Origin of the sequence: Actinomadura sp. 7K507, from assembly GCF_004348425.1 — a bacterium.
Classification (GTDB): Bacteria; Actinomycetota; Actinomycetes; order Streptosporangiales; family Streptosporangiaceae; genus Spirillospora.
In genome coordinates, this window is the sequence record NZ_SMKK01000061.1 from 20,744 (window position 1) to 42,459 (window position 21,716).

The 21,716-nt window shown below is 72.4% G+C and carries 15 protein-coding genes; 14 read left to right on the forward strand and 1 reads right to left on the reverse strand.

Annotation, left to right across the window (positions count from 1 at the left end):
• The first annotated feature begins 384 nt into the window (after window positions 1-384).
• Together E1285_RS16075 and E1285_RS16080 are read left to right on the forward strand one after the other, a co-directional pair.
• A complete protein-coding gene (locus tag E1285_RS16075; protein ID WP_243722809.1) occupies window positions 385-3,030 on the forward strand; it encodes a valine--tRNA ligase in 2,646 nt (881 codons plus the stop codon).
• 97 nt (window positions 3,031-3,127) lie between these two features.
• A complete protein-coding gene (locus tag E1285_RS16080) occupies window positions 3,128-4,120 on the forward strand; it encodes a hypothetical protein (RefSeq protein ID WP_132152762.1) in 993 nt (330 codons plus the stop codon).
• On the opposite strand, the gene E1285_RS16085 is transcribed toward E1285_RS16080, so the two are convergent.
• The gene (locus tag E1285_RS16085; RefSeq protein ID WP_132152764.1) at window positions 4,092-5,294 is read right to left on the reverse strand and encodes a hypothetical protein; all 1,203 of its coding nucleotides are present in this window, start codon (window positions 5,292-5,294) and stop codon (window positions 4,092-4,094) included. The genes E1285_RS16080 and E1285_RS16085 overlap by 29 nt on opposite strands.
• Before the next feature lie 108 nt (window positions 5,295-5,402).
• On the opposite strand from E1285_RS16085, the gene E1285_RS16090 reads away from it, so the two are divergent.
• From E1285_RS16090 to E1285_RS16145, 12 genes are all read left to right on the forward strand, one after another.
• Window positions 5,403-6,773 (forward strand): folylpolyglutamate synthase/dihydrofolate synthase family protein, encoded by a 1,371-nt coding sequence (locus tag E1285_RS16090; RefSeq protein ID WP_132152790.1) that lies wholly within the window; start codon window positions 5,403-5,405, stop codon window positions 6,771-6,773.
• Window positions 6,770-7,126 (forward strand): DUF4233 domain-containing protein, encoded by a 357-nt coding sequence (locus tag E1285_RS16095; protein ID WP_243722810.1) that lies wholly within the window; start codon window positions 6,770-6,772, stop codon window positions 7,124-7,126. Before E1285_RS16090 ends, E1285_RS16095 begins: the two co-directional genes overlap by 4 nt.
• A gap of 96 nt (window positions 7,127-7,222) precedes the next feature.
• Window positions 7,223-8,830: a hypothetical protein gene (locus E1285_RS16100; RefSeq protein WP_132152766.1), complete on the forward strand. Its 1,608-nt coding sequence runs from the start codon at window positions 7,223-7,225 to the stop codon at window positions 8,828-8,830.
• 44 nt (window positions 8,831-8,874) lie between these two features.
• On the forward strand, window positions 8,875-9,285 hold the full coding sequence (gene ndk / locus E1285_RS16105) for a nucleoside-diphosphate kinase (protein ID WP_132152768.1): 411 nt from the start codon (window positions 8,875-8,877) through the stop codon (window positions 9,283-9,285).
• 194 nt (window positions 9,286-9,479) lie between these two features.
• The gene (locus E1285_RS16110) at window positions 9,480-10,502 is read left to right on the forward strand and encodes a rod shape-determining protein (protein ID WP_347814081.1); all 1,023 of its coding nucleotides are present in this window, start codon (window positions 9,480-9,482) and stop codon (window positions 10,500-10,502) included.
• Between the two features lie 52 nt (window positions 10,503-10,554).
• Window positions 10,555-11,562 carry a rod shape-determining protein MreC gene (gene mreC, locus E1285_RS16115; protein ID WP_132152772.1) on the forward strand — a complete coding sequence of 336 codons (1,008 nt, stop codon included), beginning with the start codon at window positions 10,555-10,557 and terminating at the stop codon, window positions 11,560-11,562.
• A gap of 1 nt (window position 11,563) precedes the next feature.
• Window positions 11,564-12,163, forward strand: a complete 600-nt coding sequence (gene mreD, locus E1285_RS16120; RefSeq protein WP_132152774.1) for a rod shape-determining protein MreD — start codon at window positions 11,564-11,566, stop codon at window positions 12,161-12,163.
• Complete coding sequence (mrdA, locus tag E1285_RS16125) at window positions 12,160-14,232, forward strand: penicillin-binding protein 2 (RefSeq protein ID WP_132152776.1); 2,073 nt, start codon at window positions 12,160-12,162, stop codon at window positions 14,230-14,232. Before mreD ends, mrdA begins: the two co-directional genes overlap by 4 nt.
• Window positions 14,229-15,407, forward strand: a complete 1,179-nt coding sequence (gene rodA / locus E1285_RS16130) for a rod shape-determining protein RodA (protein ID WP_132152778.1) — start codon at window positions 14,229-14,231, stop codon at window positions 15,405-15,407. Before mrdA ends, rodA begins: the two co-directional genes overlap by 4 nt.
• Window positions 15,408-15,475: 68 nt before the next feature.
• The gene (locus E1285_RS16135; protein ID WP_132152780.1) at window positions 15,476-17,398 is read left to right on the forward strand and encodes a TIGR03960 family B12-binding radical SAM protein; all 1,923 of its coding nucleotides are present in this window, start codon (window positions 15,476-15,478) and stop codon (window positions 17,396-17,398) included.
• Window positions 17,399-17,636: 238 nt separating this feature from the next.
• The gene (locus E1285_RS16140) at window positions 17,637-18,497 is read left to right on the forward strand and encodes a TIGR03936 family radical SAM-associated protein (protein WP_132152782.1); all 861 of its coding nucleotides are present in this window, start codon (window positions 17,637-17,639) and stop codon (window positions 18,495-18,497) included.
• 208 nt (window positions 18,498-18,705) lie between these two features.
• A partial coding sequence (locus tag E1285_RS16145; protein ID WP_132152784.1) for an Rne/Rng family ribonuclease occupies window positions 18,706-21,716 on the forward strand: 3,011 nt, incomplete at its 3' end.

Consider the following 21,716-nt stretch of genomic DNA (forward strand, 5'->3'; position numbering starts at 1 on the left):
GCGTCCAGTAAGCGATCTGGGACGCCGGGAACGGTGCCAGTGTGCGGGGCCCCCGTGCCACCGGAGAGATGGTTCGGGGCCTCCCCGTCGCCTCTGGCCGTGTCCCACTTGGCCAGGTCGTGCAGGGAACCGGCCTCCCGGGACCGGACCACGCACAGGATGCGTGTCGCCGTACCGGGGTCGAGTACGCCGGGAACCAGTGCGCCCAAGACCGTTTGGGGCGCGCGGCTGAGCGGACCACACCCGCTCGGTCCGTAGGAACGGTTCCAGCCACTCATGATGATGCGGCGAACGGATGGGGGCATTCCCATCCGTTGCCGAATTATCGGACGTACGGGCGGCCCGGGACGTTCTGCCTTCGCGGTCCCCGTAGAATCTGCAGCCGTGACACAGCCCAGCACTGAGCGCGGCCAGGGGGCCGCCGCGGACGTCGACCTGCCCACTCAGTACCGACCGGCGGACGTGGAGGGCCGGCTTTACGAGCGGTGGGTATCGGAGGGGCTGTTCACGCCCGACCCGGGACGAGCGCCCGACCGGCCCCCGTTCTCGGTCGTGATCCCGCCGCCGAACGTCACCGGCTCGCTGCACATGGGGCACGCGCTCGACCACTCGATCCAGGACACCCTCGTCCGGTGGCACCGGATGCGGGGCCACGAGACCCTGTGGCTGCCGGGGATGGACCACGCCGGAATCGCCACCCAGAACGTCGTGGAGCGCGAGCTGGCCAAGGAGGGCGTGTCGCGGCACGACCTCGGGCGCGAGGCGTTCATCGAGCGGGTGTGGGAGTGGAAGGCGGAGTCCGGCGGCCGGATCCTCGGCCAGATGCGCCGCCTCGGCGACAGCGTCGACTGGACGCGCGAGGCGTTCACCATGGACGCCGCACGTGCCGCATCTGTCCAGACGATCTTCAAGCGGCTGTTCGACGACGGGCTGATCTACCGGGCCGAGCGCATCATCAACTGGTGCCCCCGCTGCCTGACGGCCCTGTCCGACATCGAGGTCGAGCACGAGGACGTCGACGGTGAGCTGGTGTCGCTCCGGTACGGCTCCGGCGAGGACGAGGTCGTCGTCGCCACCACGCGGGCGGAGACGATGCTCGGCGACACCGCCGTGGCCGTCCACCCCGAGGACCCCAGGTACGCGCACCTGGTCGGCCGGGAGATCGAGCTTCCGCTGACCGGCCGCCGCATCCCGGTCGTCGCCGACGAGCACGTCGATCCCGAGTTCGGGACGGGCGCGGTGAAGGTGACCCCCGCGCACGACCCCAACGACTTCGAGATCGGCCGCCGGCACTCCCTGCCGTCCCTGACGGTGATGGACGAGCGCGGCGTCATCACCGCGTCCGGCCCGTTCGAGGGCCTCGACCGGTTCGAGGCGCGGCCGGCGGTCGTGGCGGCGCTGCGCGAGCAGGGCCGGATCGTCAAGGAGGTCCGTCCCTACGAGCACTCGGTCGGGCACTGCCAGCGCTGCGCGACGGTCGTCGAGCCGCGCGTGTCGCTGCAGTGGTTCGTGAAGGTCGAATCGCTGGCGCGGGCCGCCGGCGACGCCGTCCGCGACGGCCGCGTCACGATCCACCCGCCGGAGATGGCGGCCCGCTACTTCGAGTGGGTCGACAATATGCACGACTGGTGCATCAGCCGGCAGCTGTGGTGGGGGCACCGCATCCCCGTCTGGTACGGGCCGGACGGCGAGGTGGCCTGCCCGGCGCCGGGGGAGGAGCCGCCCGCCGGGTGGACGCAGGACCCCGACGTCCTCGACACGTGGTTCTCTTCCGCGCTGTGGCCGTTCTCGACCTTGGGCTGGCCTGACGAGACGCCCGAACTGAAGCGCTTCTATCCGACGTCCGTGCTGGTCACCGGCTACGACATCCTGTTCTTCTGGGTCGCCCGGATGATGATGTTCGGGCTGTACGCGATGGACGGCGTCCAGCCGTTCGGCACCATCGCCCTGCACGGCATGGTCCGCGACGAGTTCGGCAAGAAGATGTCCAAGTCGTTCGGGAACGTCATCGACCCGCTCGACTGGGTCGACGCGTACGGAGCCGACGCGACGCGCTTCACGCTCCTGCGCGGCGCGAACCCGGGCGGCGACGTGCCGGTGGCCGAGCAGTGGGCGCAGGGGTCGCGCAACTTCTGCAACAAGCTGTGGAACGCGACGCGGTTCGCGCTGATCAACGGCGCGCACGTCCGCGGGGAGATGCCTGCGGAGGTGTCCACCGTGGACGCCTGGGTCCTGTCGCGCCTCCAGACCGTCATCGCCGAGGTGGACGCGTACCTGGAGGGCTACGACTTCGCCAAGGCGTGCGAGGCCCTGTACCACTTCGCGTGGGACGAGGTCTGCGACTGGTACGTGGAGCTGGCCAAGGTCCAGCTGGCGGACGGGCGGGCCGAAGCCACGCGCCGCGTCCTGGGGGAGGTCCTCGACAAGCTGCTGCGGCTGCTGCACCCGGTGATCCCGTTCGTCACCGAGGAGCTGTGGACGGCTCTGTGCGCGACACCGGGCGAACCCGCCTCCGCGGGCGCGACCGTGGTCACCGCGCCGTGGCCGTCCGCCGATCCCGCCCGCACGGACCGGGAGGCCGAGGCCGTCGTCGAGTCGCTGCAGCGTCTCGTCACCGAGGTCCGCCGGTTCCGCGCCGACCAGGGCCTCAAGCCGGGCCAGAAGGTCGCCGCGGCGCTGGAGTGGGCGGGCTCGCCGCTGTCCGCGCATGAGGAGGGCGTCCGCTCGCTGCTGCGTCTCACCGAGCCGGGCGAGGGCTTCTCGGCCACCGCGTCCCTGCAGGTCGAGGGCGTCGCCGTCCGGCTCGACACCGCCGGGGCCATCGACGTCGCCGCCGAGCGCAAGCGGCTGGAGAAGGACCTGGCCGCCGCCCGCAAGGAGGTCGACCAGACCACCCGCAAGCTCGGGAACGAGGCGTTCATGGCGAAGGCGCCCGATGCCGTCGTCGCCAAGAACCGGGAGCGTCTCGCGCAGGCCGAGGCCGACATCAGCCGGCTGGAGTCGCAGCTGACCGTCCTCCCCGCGGGGTGACGGGGAGGCGGACCCGGAGAACGGTCGGCGCGTCCCGTCCGTCGCGGTTACGATCCGGGTGGCGGGCTTTGCCAGGACTTGAACCATCGGGAGTGCCATGGCCGAATCACCACCTCGGTCTGACGCGCCGGACTCCGCGTCCGGCGGTGACCTGAACGCGCCGCGGGTCGTCGAGAACGGGGACGCACCGGAGCGGGTCGCCGCCGCGCCGGCGCCCTGGGGCGGCTCGCGCCCGTGGTGGTCGGCCGAATCCGGCGACGGGACGGGCCCGCACCGGATGCCGGGCCACGGATACGGGACGGGCCCGCACGGTGTCGTCCCGGACGGCACCGGCCCCCACGGCGTGCTTCCGGGCGGCTCCGGCGCCCACCGGATCGTCCCGGGCGGGGGGTCCGGGGCGCATCCCGTGATCCGGGACGGCACCGGCCCGCTGCCGGCCGTCCCGGGCCAGGCGCCGCCGGGCCCGCCGCCTCCCGCCAGGAAGAAGCGGCTGCCCAGGTTTCTGCTGGTCGCGGGCACCACCGTGGTCGCGGCCGGTGTCCTCATGGTGGGCGTGCTGGCGTTCCGGATGGACGAAGGCGGCGCGGGCGCCAAGAAGGACGCCCGCACGACGGGTGTCCCGGCGTCCAAGAAGGTGATCGACGCAGGTCCGAACGCCGGCGGGCTGCACAAGGACCCGCTGACCCCGCCCCAGACCAGCGCGGCGTACCCGTTCGTCGCGGGTGCGGTCGAGGCGGGCGGGATCCCGGCCGCCGAGCGCGGCCAGGCCGTCTACAGCGAGGAGCCCGTCCAGCCGGTCAACGTCCTGTTCGTGGGCGGAACGGGCCCCGTAGGCGACCCCGGAGCCTTCCTGCAGAAGGCTCGGCCTTCCACGTTCATCGCCGGGCAGGACGCCGACGCCGGCCCGAAGGGCGGGAAGGCCGTCTGCGGGACGTTCGCCGTCCTCGCCGAGACCCACACGTTCTGCGCGTGGGCGACGAGGGACTCCTACGGCATCGTCGCGTCCAACCAGGCCGCGCCGGGCGCGCAGTTCGCACTGATGTCCGACGTCATGCGCCGCATCAGGAACGACGTGGAGAAGCCGAAGTGAGGAAGAGCCGCTCGGTGTCGGCGTCCACCACGCCCAGCACGAGCCCGGTGAAGTAGCCGGTTCCGAGGACGGCCACGCGGTGCCCGAGGGTGGCGAGCGACTCGGGGGTGATGGCGTCCGAATCGACGACGTCCCAGCCGGGCGGCAGCGCGTGGGTGAAGCGCAGGTGCGGCAGCGGCAGCCGGACGAACGTCACGGGGAGGCCGCCGAGTTCGCCGATGGCGCCGCCGAGGTCCTTGTGGTCGGGCAGGCAGACGACGACGTGGTCGATCGTCCCCCAGGCGCGCCGCGCCGCCGCGAGCGCCGCGGCGATTCCGGTGCGGTCGATGGCGGAGTCGACGAGCAGCCTCGTCGCCGACCCCGGCACGTAGTGCGAGGACAGCCGTCCGGGCAGGACGATCGACGACAGCACCGCTCCGAGCGACTCGTCCGGCGGCTCGGCCGCCCCCGGGAGCCGCCGGGCGGCCGCGACGCCCAGTTCGGCGCTGCCGCGTCCGAGTCCGGCGGGCAGCAGGTCCGCCGCGAGGCCGCTGCCGCCCTCCCCGATCCGCTCCACCGGCCCGAGCGCCTCGGTGACCTCGGGAGACTGCGGCGCCGACAGGACGAGGGTCTGCGGCCCGGCCACGCCGAGCTTCTCCCGCGCGATCTCCGCCGGGGTGTCACCGAGCACCCCGGCGTGCTCGCGGAAGATCGGCGTGATCGCCGCGACGGCCGGTGTGAACAGGCTGACCTCGTCCGATCGTCCGCCCATTCCCGCTTCCAGGACGATCACGTCCGCGCCGGCGCGCCGCGCGTGCAGGACGCCCGCGATCGTGAACAGCCCGGCCGGCGACAGATAGCCGTCCGCGGGCGGGGGGAGGGCACCGGCGGCCTCATCGAGGGCCGCCGCCAGCGAGGCGAGTTCCGCTTCGGAGACGGCGCGGCCGTCGAGCCTGATCCGGTCGCGGTCGGTGCGCAGGCCGGGACTCGTGACGGTGCACACGCGAAGACCGGCGGCCGCGAGGAAGGCCGAGGCGTAGGTCGCCGCCGTCCCCTTCCCCTTGGACCCGACGACGGTCAGGACCGGAGCGTCCGGCGACAGGACGTCCAGGGTGCCGGCCAGCGCACGGGCCCGCCCGATATCGCGGGTCTCGCCCGGAGTGCGCCGTTCCCACTCCCTGAAGAAGACGTCCATACCTCCAGTGTGGGGCCCGACCGGGACACGGGGCACCGACGAGTAGGCTCTGTGACCGTGAGTCAGGTATCCGAGCCGTCCGACTACCGGGACGCCGTCGCAGCGATCATGGCACGCGGAGTCGAGTGGGAGATCGACCCGACGCTCGACCGGATCCGCGATCTGGTCGACGTCCTGGGCGAGCCGCACCGCGCGTACCCGGTGATCCACATCGCCGGGACCAACGGCAAGACCAGCACCGCCCGGCTCATCGAGTCCGTGCTGCGCGAGCGCGGCCTGCGCACCGGGATGTTCACCAGCCCGGAGATGAACACGCTGCGGGAGCGGATCGCGATCGACGGGGAGCCGCTCAGCGAGGAACGCTTCACCGAGGCGTTCCAGGAGGTGCTGCCCTTCGTCCAGCTGGTCGACGGGAAGCACCCGGCGGGCCTGTCGTTCTTCGAGGTCCTGACCGCGATGGCGTTCGCGTCGTTCGCGGACGCGCCGGTCGACGTTGCCGTGGTCGAAGCCGGCATGGGCGGCGTGTGGGACGCCACGAACGTGGCGGACGGCGCCGTCGCCGTGATCACCCCGATCGGCCTGGACCACACCCGCTACCTCGGCGACACGGTGGAGGAGATCGCCGGGGAGAAGGCGGGGATCATCAAGCCGCAGTCGGTCGCGGTGCTGTCGCAGCAGCCGGTCGAGGCGGCCGAGGTGCTGCTGCGGCGCGTCGTGGAGCTCGGCGCCGCGGCGGCCCGCGAGGGCGTCGAGTACGGCGTGCTGAGCCGCGACGTCGCCGTGGGCGGCCAGCTGCTGCGCCTCCAGGGCCTGCACGGCGTCTACGACGAGATCTACCTCCCGCTGTTCGGCGAGCACCAGGCGAGCAACGCCGCGACGGCCCTCGCCGCCGTCGAGGCGTTCGCGAGCGGCGCCCCGAGCAGGGGAGAGGCGAACCTGGAGGCCGCGACCCGCATCGCGCCCGGTGAGTCCTACCTCGGCGGCGAGGAGGGCCAGCTCGACCCGGCGCTGGTGCGCAGCGGGTTCGCCAAGTCGGCCTCGCCGGGACGGCTCGAAGTCGCCCGCACCGGCCCGACCGTCCTGCTGGACTCGGCGCACAACCCGGCCGGGACGGCCGCGACCGTCGCCACGATCACCGAGTCGTTCGGCTTCACCCGGCTCGTCGGCGTCCTCGCCATCGCCGCGGACAAGGACGTGGCGGGCGTCCTCGACCAGCTCGAACCCGTCCTGGCCGAGCTGGTGGTGACCCGCAACTCCTCGCCGCGCTCGATGCCGCCGGAGGAGCTCGCCGAGCTGGCCGGGAGCATCTTCGGCCCGGAGCGGGTCCATCTGTCGGAGCGCCTGGACGACGCGATCGACCGGGCGATCGGCCTCGCCGAGGAGACCGGGGAGTACCAGGGCGCCGGCGTCCTGATCACCGGCTCGGTGGTCACCGCCGGCGACGCCAGGACGCTCCTGCGCGTGGCGGAAGGACGGTGACGGCGGGCGTGCGCACCGGGACCGCGCCGAACCCGGCACGGAGGCTGTTCGCGGCCGTGCTGGCGTGTGAGGCCATCGTGATCGCGCTCGCGATCCCGGTGGCGGTGACCGTGCTGGACGTGGACGGCGCCACCGCGGGGGCGGTGTGCGGGGGACTGGCCGTCGCCTGCGTGCTGCTCGCGGGACTGCTGCGCTTCCCGTGGTCGGTCGCGGCCGGGAGCGTCCTGCAGGTGCTGATCATCGCGACCGGGTTCATGGTGCCGGCCATGTTCTTCCTCGGTGCCGTTTTCGGGGCGCTTTGGGCGACGGCCATTTGGCTGGGACGCAAGGCGGCGGCCGCTCAGGCGCGCTAGATTCGCGGGGGATGGAGACCCTTTCATCCGCCGTTCCGGCAATTCGAATTATTCCGCTAATTCCGACATCCTTCCCTTTTGGGAAAAGTGCGTCCGGTGGATGACGACCCTGCGAAGGAGCAGGCCCTGTCCACGAACGCCCAGTCCACGGATGCCCAGTCCGCGAACACGCAGCTGACGAACGCGCAGCCCGCGGACACACAGCCGACGAACTCACGGTCCGCGAATGCGGAGCCGGTGAACGCAGGGCCCGCCGACGCGCGGTTCACCGGCGCGCGACCCCCGGACGACCTGTCCGGGAACGCGCGCGCCGCCCCGGAATCGCCCGCCGGGAATCCGGAGGCCGGGGCGCGGCGGAGGCTCGCCGCGCTCGGCGCCGTGCTCATGGTGTTCACCGCGCTGCCCGCGGCCGTCCTGGTGGTTCCCGACGCCGCCTTCAACGTCGTGCCCGCCGCGGCGAGCGCCCTCGGACTCGGCGGCGGCGAGATCGCCGTCCTGCTGCACGCCACGGGGCTCTCCCTGCCCGCGCTCGTGGTCACCGCTCCGCTCGCCGCCGTGGTCGCTCGCCGCCTCCCCGCCTGGGCGGTCCTCGTCACCGGCCTGGCGGTCCTGCTGGCCGGTCTGGTCGCGGCGGGGTTCGCCCACTCGGTGTCCGCGGTCGCGGCGGTCCGGGCGGCGCAGGGCGTGGGCGCGGGCATCGTGCTTCCCGCCTCCCTCGTCCTGGTGTGGGAGCGCGGAAGCCGCGTCCTGGCCGCGGTCTGGGCGGGTCTCCTCGCGGGCACGCTGATCCTCGCCATGCCGTTCGCGCTGAGCGCCGTCCCCATTCCCGCCGAGGGGACTGCCGCCCCGGACTGGCGTGCCGCACTCACGCCCTTCCCCTGGCCCGCCGCGGCCGCCGCCGTCGCCGCGTTCGCCTTCCCGCTCCTGCGCGGGCGCCGCCCCTGGGCGCTGCCCGCCGCCCGGCACGCCGAACGCGGCCGGCTGCTCCTCTCGTTCGTCCCGGCGGCCGGGTTCGCGTTCCTCGCCGTCGTCGCCGCCCACGACTGGTCGCCCGGCGCCCGGCTCATCGTGGCCGGGGCGGCGCTTCCCACACTGGCCGGCCTCGCCCTGGCCGGCGACCGGGACGCGGCGGCGGGCAGCCCGTTCGGCTGCTCGATCGTCATGATCGCCGTCGGCCTGCTCTGCCATCCGGTCGCCGCGCCGCTGGCCGGGCTCGCCTCCGCCGCCGCCCACGTCCGCGAGGGCGCCGGCCCGCCGCTGCTCCCGTTCGCCGTGGCCGCCGTCGCCGCGCTCGCAGGGGCGCTCGCCTCGACCCGGGCCGCGGCGCGCTCGGCCGTCCCGGCCGGATCCTGCCTGATGACCGCGGGCGTGCTGCTCGGCCTCGCCGCCGCCCCCCACGACCGCTGGACGCTCCTCCTGCCGCTCGTGCCGCTCGGCGCCGGCGCCGGGCTGGCCCTCGCCGCCTCCCTGCGCGACGCGGGCGTCGGTGCCGCGCTCTTCGGCCTGTCGCTGTGCTTCCCGGCTCTGCTGACCGGGCAGCTCCTCGTCCTGTCGCTGCAGGCGTCCTGGCTGGAACGGCTCCGGCCGGCGACCGGGCCGCAGCAGGCCGGCGCGCTGCTCGACGCCTACCAGGTGTGGCTCGTGGTCGCCGCGGTGGCGGCCGCGCTCCTCGCCTCCGCCACCGCACGCGTCCGGGCCCGGTAGGATTCGCGCGCCGCACACATCCGAATTCCCAAGGAGAACCACCCGTGTCCGAGCGCACTCTCGTCCTTGTCAAGCCCGACGGCGTCCGCCGCGGCGTCATCGGTGAGGTCATCTCCCGCATCGAGCGCAAGGGCCTGACGCTCGCCGCGATGGAACTGCGCACCCTCGCCCGGGAAACGGCGGAGTCCCACTACGAGGAGCACGCCGGCAAGCCGTTCTTCGGCGACCTGGTCGAATTCATCACCGGCGGCCCGCTCGTCGCCATGGTCGTCGAGGGCCCGCGCGCCATCGAGGCGTTCCGCTCGCTGGCCGGAGCCACCGATCCGGTGAGCGCGTCGCCCGGCACCATCCGCGGCGACTTCGCCCTGGAGATCGGTGAGAACATCGTCCACGGCTCGGACTCCACCTACTCCGCCGACCGCGAGATCAAGCTCTTCTTCCCCGAACTGGGCTGAGTTCGTCCTGGCCCGGGGGGCGACCCCTGGGCCAGCACTTCTTTTTAGCTGCCCGAGCAGGTCAGGGGTCGTTTTTTGGGCGACGCGCGGCGGCTGGGTTACTGCCCGCGGACGTGAGTGCACGTTACGATGGACGCGCCGCTATATACACGCCCGTCAAGCATGAAGGGCTCCCTTTCTTCATGGGTAACAAGTTGTCGTTCCTTGGCCGTGACATGGCGGTCGATCTTGGTACTGCCAACACCCTGGTGTACGTGCGCGGGCGTGGCATCGTCCTCAACGAACCGTCCGTGGTGGCGATCAACACCAACACCGGCAAGATCGTCGCAGTGGGCATCGAGGCGAAGCGGATGATCGGCCGCACGCCGGGGAACATCGTCGCGGTCCGCCCGCTCAAGGACGGCGTCATCGCGGACTTCGACGTCACCGAGCGGATGCTGCGCTACTTCATCCAGAAGGTCCACAAGCGCCGGCACTTCGCCAAACCGCGGATCGTGGTCGCCGTGCCGAGCGGGATCACCGGTGTGGAGCAGCGCGCGGTGAAGGAGGCCGGCTACCAGGCGGGCGCCCGCCGCGTCTACATCATCGAGGAGCCGATGGCCGCCGCGATCGGCGCCGGGCTGCCCGTCTACGAGCCGACCGGCAACATGGTCGTCGACATAGGAGGCGGCACCACCGAGGTCGCGATCATCTCCCTCGGCGGCATCGTCACCAGCCAGTCGGTCCGCGTCGGCGGCGACGAACTCGACCAGGCGGTGATCTCCTTCTCCAAGAAGGAGTACTCGCTGATGCTCGGGGAACGTACCGCCGAAGAGATCAAGATGGCGATCGGGTCGGCCTATCCCGGCGGCGAAGAGGAGCCGCACGCCGAGATCCGGGGCCGCGACCTGGTGAGCGGGTTGCCGAAGACCGTCGTGATCTCCGCCGAGGAGGTCCGGCGCGCCATCGAGGAGCCGGTCAACGCCGTGGTGGACGCGGTGAAGACGACGCTCGACAAGTGCCCGCCGGAGCTGTCCGGCGACATCATGGACCGCGGGATAGCTCTCACCGGCGGTGGCGCGTTGCTGAAGAACCTCGACGAGCGGCTGCGCGAGGAGACCGGGATGCCGATCCACCTCGTGGACAACCCGCTCGACTCGGTGGTGCTCGGCACCGGCAAGTGCGTGGAGGACTTCGAGGAGCTCCGGCAGGTACTGGTGCCGGAGCCGCGGCACTGAACACCCCCCGACGGACTAGGACCTGGCGGACTAGGAAACGGGAGGTCGGTGCGTGAAGGACACCCGGCGCACCCGCGTGGTCCTCGGCGCGCTGCTCGTCGTGGCGCTCGCGATGATCACCATTGACTACCGCGGCGGGGACGACTCCCCGCTGCGCGGCCTGCGCGGCGTCGGCGCGGCGGTGTTCGGCCCCGTGGAGCGGGCGTCGGCGTCCGTCGTGCGGCCGGTGAGCGACACCGTCGCGGCGATCGGCGACGCGCCCGGCCAGCAGCGCCGCGCCGACCGGCTCCAGCGGCAGAACCAGAAGCTGCGCGAGCAGCTGCGCGTCGCCGGCCTCGACAAGGACCGGTCCGCGCAGCTCCAGCGGCTGCTCGGCACCGCCGGGATGGGCGGCTACAAGATCCTCGCCGCTCAGGTGATCTCCGCGGGGCAGGGCTTCGAGGACACCGTCACGATCGACGTGGGCAGCGGCAGCGGCATCAGGTCCGACATGACCGTGATCAGCGCGGACGGCCTCGTCGGCCGCGTCACCCGCGTCGGGCCCGCGACGGCGACCGTGCTGCTCGCCACCGACCAGACGTCGTCGGTCGGGTCCCGCCTGGAGGCCTCCAAGGAGATCGGGATCGTCCAGGGCGGCGGGCGCCGCGGCCTCGGCGGGCGGGGCGCGACACCGCTGCGCTTCCAGCTCCTGGACGCCGCCGCGCCGATCCACGTCGGCCAGCGCATCGTCACGCTCGGATCGCAGGGCCAGCGGCCGTACGTCGCGGGCGTCCCGATCGGCGTGGTCGAGCGGATCCAGCAGGCCGGCGGCGGCCTGACCCGCACCGCCTACGTCCGGCCGTTCGTGCGTTTCACCAGCCTGGACGTCGTCGCCGTCGTGGTCGCACCGCCCAAGAAGAACCCCCGGGACTCGGTCCTGCCCCCGAAGCCGAAGCCGGCCGCCACACCGAGCGCGAGCCCCTCCGCGAGCCCGTCCGGGAGCCCGTCGCCGGACGGCGGCCGGGAGGGACGGCCGAGCGGCTCGCCGAGCCCGTCCACAGAACCGAACGCGGGGGACTGACGTGCTGAACCCACCCGAGGCGTCGCCGGCCGGCCGCACCGTGGTGACCGCGGTGGTGATCGTGGTGACGCTGATCCTGCAGGTGTCGGTCGCGAACCGGCTGCCGCTGCCCGGCGGCGTCCAGCCCGACCTGGTGCTGCTGGCCGTCGTGGCGCTGGCGCTCGTCGCGGGGTCGATGACCGGGATGGTCACCGGCTTCCTGGCCGGCCTCGCCGCCGACATCGTCCCGCCCGCCGACCACACCCTCGGCCGGTACGCGCTCGTCTACTGCCTCATCGGCTACCTGTGCGGCGTCGCGTCCGCCGAGATGGACCGGCAGTCGGCCGTGCCGTTCTTCGCCGTCGCCGCCGGTGCCCTCGCCGGGACCGTCCTGTACGCCGGGACGGGAATGATCCTCAGCGACCCGCGCGCCGAATGGGCCACCGTCTCGAGCATGGTGCCGCTGCAGGTCCTCTACACGGTCATCGCGAGCCCGTTCATCGTGTGGGCGGTGCTGCGCGTCACGCGGCGCTACGAACGCGCCGAGCGGTCGAGGGGGGACAGCCTCTCGGTGCCCGCCGCCCGCTACCGCGCGATGTCGGGCCGGGGTGGGAGCCTGTGAACCCCCGGACCCACTTCCGCCTCGTCGTCCTGTACGTGACGGTCGGCGCGCTGCTGCTCGTCCTGATCGGACGCATGTGGACGCTGCAGATCCTGGAGGGCGAGCGCTACGGGAAGATCGCCGCCGAGAACCGCATGCGCGAGATCGTCGTCCCCGCCGTCCGCGGCTCGATCCTGGACGACCGCGGCCGGCCGCTCGTCCACAACCGCAGCGCGCTCGTCGTGTCGGTGAACCGCACCACGCTGTCGCGGCAGGACGACGGCGGCGAGGCCGTCCTGAAGCGGTTGTCGAAGGTGCTCGGCACGAGCCACGAGGAGATCTCCAAGCGGATCCGGCTGTGCGGTCCCACCGTCAAGCGGCCCTGCTGGCCCGGCTCCCCGTACCAGCCGATCCCGGTGGAGAACCGCGTCGACCCCCAGAGCGCCCTGCAGATCATGGAGCGGCAGGAGGACTTCCCCGGCGTCACCGCGCAGATCCAGCCCATCCGGGACTACCCGGAGCCGGAGGGCGCGTCCGCCGTGCAGGCTCTCGGCTACCTCCAGCCGGTCACCCAGGAGGAGATGGACGAGCGCGAGGGCCTCAAGGTCACCGGTTACAGCGGCGTCGACCTGGTCGGGCGCGCCGGCCTGGAGGCGCAGTACGACAAGGCGCTGCGCGGTGAGCCCGGCTACCGCAGGGTCCTGGTCGACAGCCACGGGCGCGTCACCGGCACCGCCGACGAGCAGCCGCCCGTACCCGGCTCCCACCTGGTCACCGGCATCGACGCCGGAGTGCAGGGCGCGGTGGAGAAGGCGCTGGAGAACGCGATCAAGGGGGCGCGCAAGGGGGGCATGCCGGCCGACGCGGGCGCCGGGGTCGTCATGGACGTGAAGACCGGCCGCATGGTCGCCATGGCGAGCTACCCGACCTACGACCCGGGCGTCTGGACCGGCGGGATCACCCAGGAGAAGTACGAAGCGCTGCTCGGCAAGAAGAACGGCGAGCCGCTGATCTCCCGGGTCACCCAGGGGCAGTTCGCGCCCGCCTCGACGTTCAAGGTCTCCTCCGTCGCGGCCGCCGTGCGGGACGGGGCCGACCTGGACGGCATCTACCCCTGCCCCGGCTCCTACATGGTCGGCAGCCGCGCGTTCCAGAACTACGGGGGCCAGGGCCACGGCCCGATGACGCTGCACACGGCGCTGGTCAAGTCCTGCGACACGATCTTCTACAGGTTCGCCCACCAGTACTGGCAGCGCGACGGCGGGAGGAATCCGAAGGAGAAGCCGAGCGACCCGCTGGTGAAGGGGGCGCGCGACTTCGGGTTCGGTTCGCTCACCGGCATCGACCTCCCCAACGAGAGCTCCGGCCGGATCCCCGACCGGGAGTGGAAGAGGAAGTACTGGGAGGAGACCAGGGAGGCCACCTGCAAGGGGGCCAAGGAAGGCTATCCCGAGGTGGCCAAGACCAACCCGGCGCAGGCCTCCTACATGAGGGCGATCGCGAAGGAGAACTGCACCGAGGGCCACGTGTGGCGTGCCGGTGACGCGGCCAACATCTCGATCGGCCAGGGCGACATCGTGGTGACGCCGCTGCAGCTCGTCCGGACCTACGCGGCGATAGCCAACGGCGGCAAGCTCCTGACGCCGCGGCTCGGCGTGGCGGTGGTGCGGCCGGACGGCAGGGTCGTCCGGGAGATCGAGCCGCCGCCCGCGCAGAAGGTGCCGTTCGACCCGAAGACCCTGAAGTACATCAAGAAGGCCCTCGCCGAGGTGCCCAAGACGGGCACGGCGGGCGGGGCGTTCGGCGGCTTCGACTTCAAGCGGGTGGAGGTGGGCGGCAAGACCGGTACCGCGGAGGTCCACGGCAAGGAGGACACCTCCTGGTTCGCCTCGTTCGGCCCGGTGGACGATCCCCGCTACGCGATCGTCGTGATGGTCTCGCAGGGCGCCGAGGGCGCCAAGACGGCCGCCCCCGCCGTCCGGGAGATCTGGGAGGCGATGTACGGCACCAAGGACCGCGAGCCCATCCTCAAGGACGGCGAGCTTCCCACGGACATCCCCAAGATGCCGGGCTCGGGAACGGCGCCGTGAGCAGGGTCGGCGCCGTCGTCGACGGGTACGGCGGGCGGCGGACGTGGCAGACCCGGGTCGAAGGGCTGCGGCGGCTCGACTGGCCGCTGGTCGTGGCCGTGCTGGCGCTGTCGGTGATGGGCGCGCTGCTGGTGCGTTCGGCGACGTTCCAGATCCTGACCGAGCAGGGCAAGGATCCAGAGGGCTTCCTCAAGCGGCACATCCTGAACCTGATGATCGGCTTCGTGCTCGGCGGCGTCGTCACCCTCCTGGACTACCGGCTCCTGCGCGCTTACGTCCCCATCCTGTACGGGGTGGCCTGCGTGGGGCTGGTCGCCGTCCTGTCCCCGCTCGGCGAGACGATCAACGGGTCGCACTCGTGGATCGTTATCGGCGGCGGGTTCCAGGTGCAGCCCTCGGAGTTCGCCAAGGTCGGCCTCGTGGTGCTGCTCGCGATGATCCTGGGGGAGCCGCGCGACGGCGAGATCGGCCCCGGCGTCCGCGACGTGCTGCTCGCGCTCGTGCTGGCCGGGGTGCCCGCCGTGCTGATCATCCTGCAGCCCGACCTCGGCACCACGCTGGTGTTCGTCGCGGTGGTGGCCGGGATGCTGGCGGTCTCCGGCGTGAAGAAGCGCTGGCTCGCCGGCCTGGTCGGCGTCTCCGCGCTCGTGGTGGCCTCGGTGTGGCTCTTCGGCCTGCTGGAGGACTACCAGATCGCCCGCTTCACCGCGTTCCTCGACCCGGACGCCGACCCGCGCGGCGCCGGCTACAACGCCCGGCAGGCCCGGATCGCGGTCGGGTCGGGCGAGCTGTTCGGCAAGGGCCTGTTCCAGGGCGAGCAGACCGGCGGCCATTTCGTCCCCGAGCAGCAGACCGACTTCATCTTCACGGTGGCGGGGGAGGAACTCGGCTTCATCGGCGGCGCCGTGATCGTCCTGCTGCTCGGCGTGGTGCTGTGGCGCGGGCTGCGCATCGCCACCCAGGCCGCCGACCTGTTCGGGACGCTGGTCGCGACCGGCGTCGTGTGCTGGCTGGGATTCCAGACGTTCCAGAACGTCGGGATGTCGATCGGCATCATGCCGATCACCGGGCTGCCGCTGCCGTTCGTGTCCTACGGCGGCTCCGCCACGTTCGCGAACATGATCGCCCTCGGGCTGCTGCAGGCCGTGCACGTGCGGCGCCGCGCCTTCGACTGACCGGGCGCCTTCGACTGACCGGTAGGCTGGGGATTTCATCCCACGTCCCCTGCATTGAGGATTCCGTCATGCCGGTCGAGTCGCTCTTCCCGCGCCTGGAGCCGCTGCTCCCCGGCGTGCAGAAGCCGATTCAGTACGTTGGCGGCGAGCTGAACTCCCAGATCAAGGACTGGGACGAGGCCGAGGTCCGGTGGGCGCTGATGTACCCGGACGCCTACGAGGTGGGCCTGCCCAACCAGGGCGTCCAGATCCTCTACGAGATCCTGAACGAGCGCGACGGCGTGCTGGCGGAGCGGACCTACTCGGTCTGGGCCGACATGGAGGCCGTCATGCGCGAGCACGGCATCCCGCAGTTCACCGTGGACGCGCACCGCCCCGTCGCCGCGTTCGACGCCTTCGGCGTGTCGTTCTCCACCGAGCTCGGGTACACCAACCTGCTGACGGCCCTCGACCTCGCCGGCATCCCGCTGGACGCCGCGGACCGCACCGACGGCCATCCGATCGTCATCGCGGGCGGGCACGCCGCGTTCAACCCCGAGCCGATCGCCGAGTTCATCGACGCCGCCGTCCTCGGCGACGGCGAGGAGATCGCGCTCGGCATCACCGAGGTCATCCGCGAGTGGAAGGCCGAGGGCGAGCCCGGCGGCCGGGACGAGCTGCTGATGCGGCTCGCCGCGTCGGGAGGGGTGTACGTCCCGCGCTTCTACGACGTCACCTACCTGCCGGACGGCCGGATCCAGCGGGTCGCGCCGAACCGCCCGGGGGTCCCGTGGCGGATCGAGAAGCACACCGTCATGGACCTCGACCAGTGGCCGTACCCGAAGAAGCCGCTGGTACCGCTGGCCGAGACCGTGCACGAGCGGTTCAGCGTGGAGATCTTCCGCGGCTGCACGCGCGGCTGCCGGTTCTGCCAGGCCGGGATGATCACCCGTCCGGTGCGGGAGCGGTCGATCACCACGATCGGCGACATGGTCGAGACGGGCCTCAAGGAGTCCGGTTTCGAGGAGGTCGGGCTGCTCAGCCTGTCCAGCGCCGACCACAGCGAGATCGGCGACGTCGCCAAGGGCCTCGCCGACCGGTACGAGGGCACCAACACCTCGCTGTCGCTGCCGTCCACCCGCGTGGACGCCTTCAACATCACGCTCGCCAACGAGTTCTCCCGGGGCGGGCGGCGCTCCGGCCTGACGTTCGCCCCCGAGGGCGGTTCCGAGCGGATGCGCAAGGTGATCAACAAGATGGTCACCGAGGACGACCTGATCCGCACCGTCACCACCGCCTACGAGAACGGCTGGCGCCAGGTCAAGCTGTACTTCATGTGCGGGCTGCCCACCGAGGAGGACGAGGACGTCCTCGCGATCGCCGGCATGGCCAAGCGGGTCATCCAGGCTGGACGCGAGGCCACCGGCCGCAAGGACATCCGCTGCACGGTGTCCATCGGCGGGTTCGTGCCCAAGCCGCACACCCCGTTCCAGTGGGCCGCGCAGTGCGACCACGAGACCGTCGACCGCCGCCTGCGCGCCCTCAAGGACGCCCTGCGGGGCGACAAGGAGTACGGCCGCGCCATCGGCCTGCGCTACCACGACGGCCAGCCCTCCATCGTCGAGGGCCTGCTGTCGCGCGGCGACCGCCGCGTCGGCAAGGTCATCCGCGCGGTGTGGGAGGACGGCGGCCGCTTCGACGGCTGGAGCGAGCACTTCTCCTACGAGCGCTGGACGGCCTGCGCGGAGCGGGCACTGTCCGGCGAGCCCGTCGATCTCGCCTGGTACACCGTCCGGGAGCGCGACGAGGTCGAGGTCCTGCCGTGGGACCACCTCGACGCCGGGCTCGACCGCGAGTGGCTCTGGCAGGACTGGCAGGACGCCGTCGACGGGACCGAGGTCGAGGACTGCCGCTGGACGCCCTGCTACGACTGCGGCGTCTGCCCCACGATGGGCACCGAGATCCAGACGGGCCCCACCGGGAAGAAGCTGCTGCCGCTCTCGGTCGTCTGACCGTCCCCGCACGCCACCTGGCGGGTCGCGGCCTCCGGAGGCCCGCGCCGGGATCCGTCCGGATCCGCCCCGCCCGGGCGTGGGGATGCCCGAAATCGGCTGCGTGAACGCCCTGAGCTGCGCCGGTTCCGGCTCCTTGGGACTCCCGGGGGACAAAGGATGCCCGGCGACCCGTACTCTATAGGGAGACCTATATTTCGACTCGGCACGAGTAGGAAGGACCAGAACCCTGGCACCCATGCCGGAGGGTCCGGCGCCGGCCCCCGTGACCCAGCGCCTGCGCGTCCGCTACGCCAAGCGAGGCAGGCTGCGGTTCACGAGCCACCGCGACATTTCCCGGGCCGTGGAACGCGCCGTCAGGCGCGCCGGGATCCCTGTAGCGTTCAGCGGCGGATTCACCCCCCACCCGAAGATCTCGTACGCGGGTGCGGCGGCGACAGGGGTGGCCAGTGAGGCCGAGTACCTCGAAATCGGACTGACCGAGACCCGCGACCCTGCGCGGGTACGGGCCGATCTCGACGCGGCACTGCCTCCCGGGCTCGACATCGTCGATGTCGTCCCGGTACGGGCGGGAAGCGCCGGCGACGCGCAACCGAGACCGAGCGCGTTCGCCGATCGGCTCGAGGCGTCCGAATGGCGGATCAGGCTGGACGGCGTGTCATCGGACGATGCCGCCGCCGCCGTGGCCGCCTTCATGGGCGCCGGCGACATCGAGGTCGAGCGCCTCACCAAGAAGGGGCGGCGCCGTTTCGACGTGCGCGCTGCCGTGTCCTCCTTCGAGCTGGACCGGCGCGCCGCGCCTGCGGCGGATGCCCCTTGTGCGATACTTCGAATGGTTGTTCGGCATTCCACACCGGCCGTACGACCCGACGACATCCTCACCGGACTGCGCCAGGTCGCCGACCTCGCGCCGCCGTCACCCCCGCTGGTGACCAGGCTGGCGCAGGGGCCCCTCGACGCGGACACCGGTGGCCTCGCGGATCCTCTGGATCCCGACCGGGAGTTCGGCCTGCCGTCCGGCGACGACGCCGAGACGGCCCGCGGCCCGCAGCGGCCGCAGCCCGGGGAAACCGCGAGCGTGGATGCCGTCAGCGCCTGACCGTGAGACCGAAGCCGTGGCAGCACGGAACCGGTCCCGCAGGGTACGGCGGGCGCACCCCCGACGACTTCGTCGTCATGGCCGGACCAACGTCCGGCGGTGACGGCACCGACGACTGACGGAGAGCTCTCGTGCGGCGCACCGCATCGATCCGCCCCCTGGCGGAGCGACACGGACGCGCCCGGGAGCCTGACGGGAGATTGCCCGGATGCGTGAGAACGAAGCCGATGCGGCCACGGCCGAAGGCACCGATAACGAGCACACCGACTACGAGAACACCGGAACGGAGACCACGGAGACCGACAACGCCGACGCGGTGACGACGCGACCGCGCCGTGCCAAGCGTCCCGCGGGCCCGCCGCCCGACGCGGAGGAGACCCCCGCCGGAGAGGCCCTCCCGCCGGCCGAGAAGGCCGAGCCGCCCGCCGAGGCGGAGCCGCCGAAGAAGGCCACCCGGACCCGCACCCGCACCCGGAGCGGGAAGGCCGCCGAGACGTCCGAGCCGGTCCCGATGACCGGTGCCGAGACCTCCCCCGACACCGAGGCCGAGCCCGTGACCGCCGAAGGGGAGCAGCCCGCCGATGAGGCGCCGGCGCCCCGCACCCGGACCCGCCGGCGCGGCTCCACCGCGTCCTCTGCCGCGTCCTCCACGGCGTCCTCCGCACCGGACGTGCCCGAGGCGACGACCGTCTCCGCCGTCCCGTCGGTGCCGGAGGTCCCCTCACCCGGGACCGAGACGCCCGCCGAGCAGGTGTCCGACATCGAGCCCGCCAGCGGCGTGGGAGTCCCCGGAGTGACGTTCCAGCCGCCGATGGTGGTGTTCCAGCCGCCGCAGCCGAAGGCCGAGGGCCCCTCCCGTCCCAAGGAGGAGCCGCAGCGCGCCGCCGAGCCCGCCGACGACGACACCGGTGACGAGGAGCCGGACGAGCGGCCGTCCGACGACGACGACTCCGACGACCGCCCGTCCCGCCGTCGCCGCCGCCGTGGCGGACGAGGCCGCGGCAGGAGCGGCAGGGAAGGCGCCGAGGACGAGCCGGAGGCCGAGTCGGCCGACGCGGAGGCCGCGGAGGCCGAGGCGGACGAGCCCAAGGACGAGCAGCCCGCCAGGGGCGCCAAGAAGGACAAGGGCAAGAAGGACAAGCCCGCCGCCAAGCCCGCCGCCAAGCCCGCCGCCAAGAGTGCCGCCAAGAGTGCCGCCGCCAAGGGCAAGGAGAAGGACAAGGAGCCCAAGGCCGAGGAGGCCGAGCAGGAGGCCGACGAGGACGAGACCGACGGCGATGCCGCGTCGAGCCGTCGCCGCCGCCGCAGGCGCCGCCGGACCGGGACCGACGGCGAGAACGGGAACGGCACGGACGACCCGCCGAACACCGTCGTCCATGTCCGCTCCACGCGTGCCGCCGAGACCCGCTCCTCCGACGACGAGGTCCAGTCCGTCCGCGGCTCGACCCGGCTGGAGGCGAAGAAGCAGCGCCGCCGGGAGGGCCGCGAGCAGGGCCGCCGCCGCCCGCCGGTGATCACCGAGGCCGAGTTCCTGGCGCGCCGCGAGTCCGTCGACCGGGTCATGGTGGTCCGGCAGGAGGGCGAGCGCACCCAGATCGCCGTCCTGGAGGACGGCGTGCTCGTGGAGCACTACGTCAACCGCGCCACCCACCAGTCGTACGTGGGCAACGTCTACCTCGGCAAGGTCCAGAACGTGCTGCCGTCGATGGAGGCGGCGTTCGTCGACATTGGCAAGGGCCGCAACGCCGTGCTGTACGCGGGCGAGGTCAACTGGGACGCCTCCGGCCTGGAGGGCCAGCCGCGCCGCATCGAGTCGGCGCTGAAGTCGGGCCAGTCGGTCCTCGTCCAGGTCACCAAGGACCCCCTCGGCCACAAGGGCGCCCGCCTCACCAGCCAGGTCTCGCTGCCCGGCCGCTACCTGGTGTACGTGCCGGACGGCTCGATGACCGGCATCAGCCGCAAGCTCCCCGACAAGGAGCGCAGCCGCCTCAAGTCGATCCTGAAGAAGGTCATGCCGCAGAGCGCGGGCGTGATCGTGCGGACGGCGGCGGAGGGCGCCACCGAGGAAGAGCTGTCGCGGGACGTGTCGCGCCTTGCGGCCCAGTGGGAGAACATCCAGAAGAAGGTGAAGACGGCGTCCGCGCCCTCCCTGCTCTACGGTGAGCCCGACCTGACGATCCGCGTCGTCCGCGACATCTTCAACGAGGACTTCACCAAGCTCGTCGTGGCCGGCGCCGACGCCTGGGACACGATCTCCGAGTACGTCGAGTACGTCGCGCCGCATCTCGCGGACCGGGTCGAGCGCTGGAACGGCGACCAGGACGCCCTGTCGGCGTACCGCATCGACGAGCAGATCGCCAAGGCGCTGGACCGCAAGGTGTGGCTGCCGTCCGGCGGCTCGCTGGTGATCGACCGCACCGAGGCGATGACGGTCATCGACGTCAACACCGGCAAGTTCACCGGGCAGGGCGGCAACCTGGAGGAGACCGTCACCCGCAACAACCTGGAGTCGGCCGAGGAGATCGTCCGCCAGCTCCGGCTCCGCGACATCGGCGGCATCATCGTGATCGACTTCATCGACATGGTGCTGGAGAGCAACCGGGACCTGGTGCTGCGCCGCCTGGTGGAGTGCCTGTCGCGGGACCGTACCAAGCACCAGGTCGCCGAGGTCACCTCGCTGGGCCTGGTGCAGATGACCCGCAAGCGCGTCGGCCAGGGACTGCTGGAGGCGTTCTCTGAGACCTGCGAGTCCTGCAACGGCCGCGGCATCCACGTCCACCTGTCCCCGGTCGAGCCGAAGGCGGACAAGGCGGTGGGCAAGGAGAGCGGCCGCCGCCGCAAGCGCAAGGGCGAGGTCGAGAAGGTCGTCGAGGAGAAGATGGCCCGTCACGAGATCGCACCGCCCGAGCCCGCCGCGGCGGAGCCCGCGCCCGCGCCGGAGCCGGAGCCGGAGCCCGAACTGGAGCCCGCGCCCGTCGTGGAGCCCAAGCCGGAGCCGGTGCGCTCCCGTACGCGCAGGTCAGGCCCGGCCAAGCGTCCCGCGGGCCCCCCGCCCGAGATCGACGCGGACGAGTCCCCGGCACAGGCCGCGGTCGAGGCCGCCGACGCCGCCGCGGAGGTCGCGGACACACCTCCGGGCGTCCTGGAGTCCCTGGACTCCACCGAGCCCGTCTCCGCCGCCGCGAACGGCGCCGCCCCGGCCACCCCCGACCTCAACGG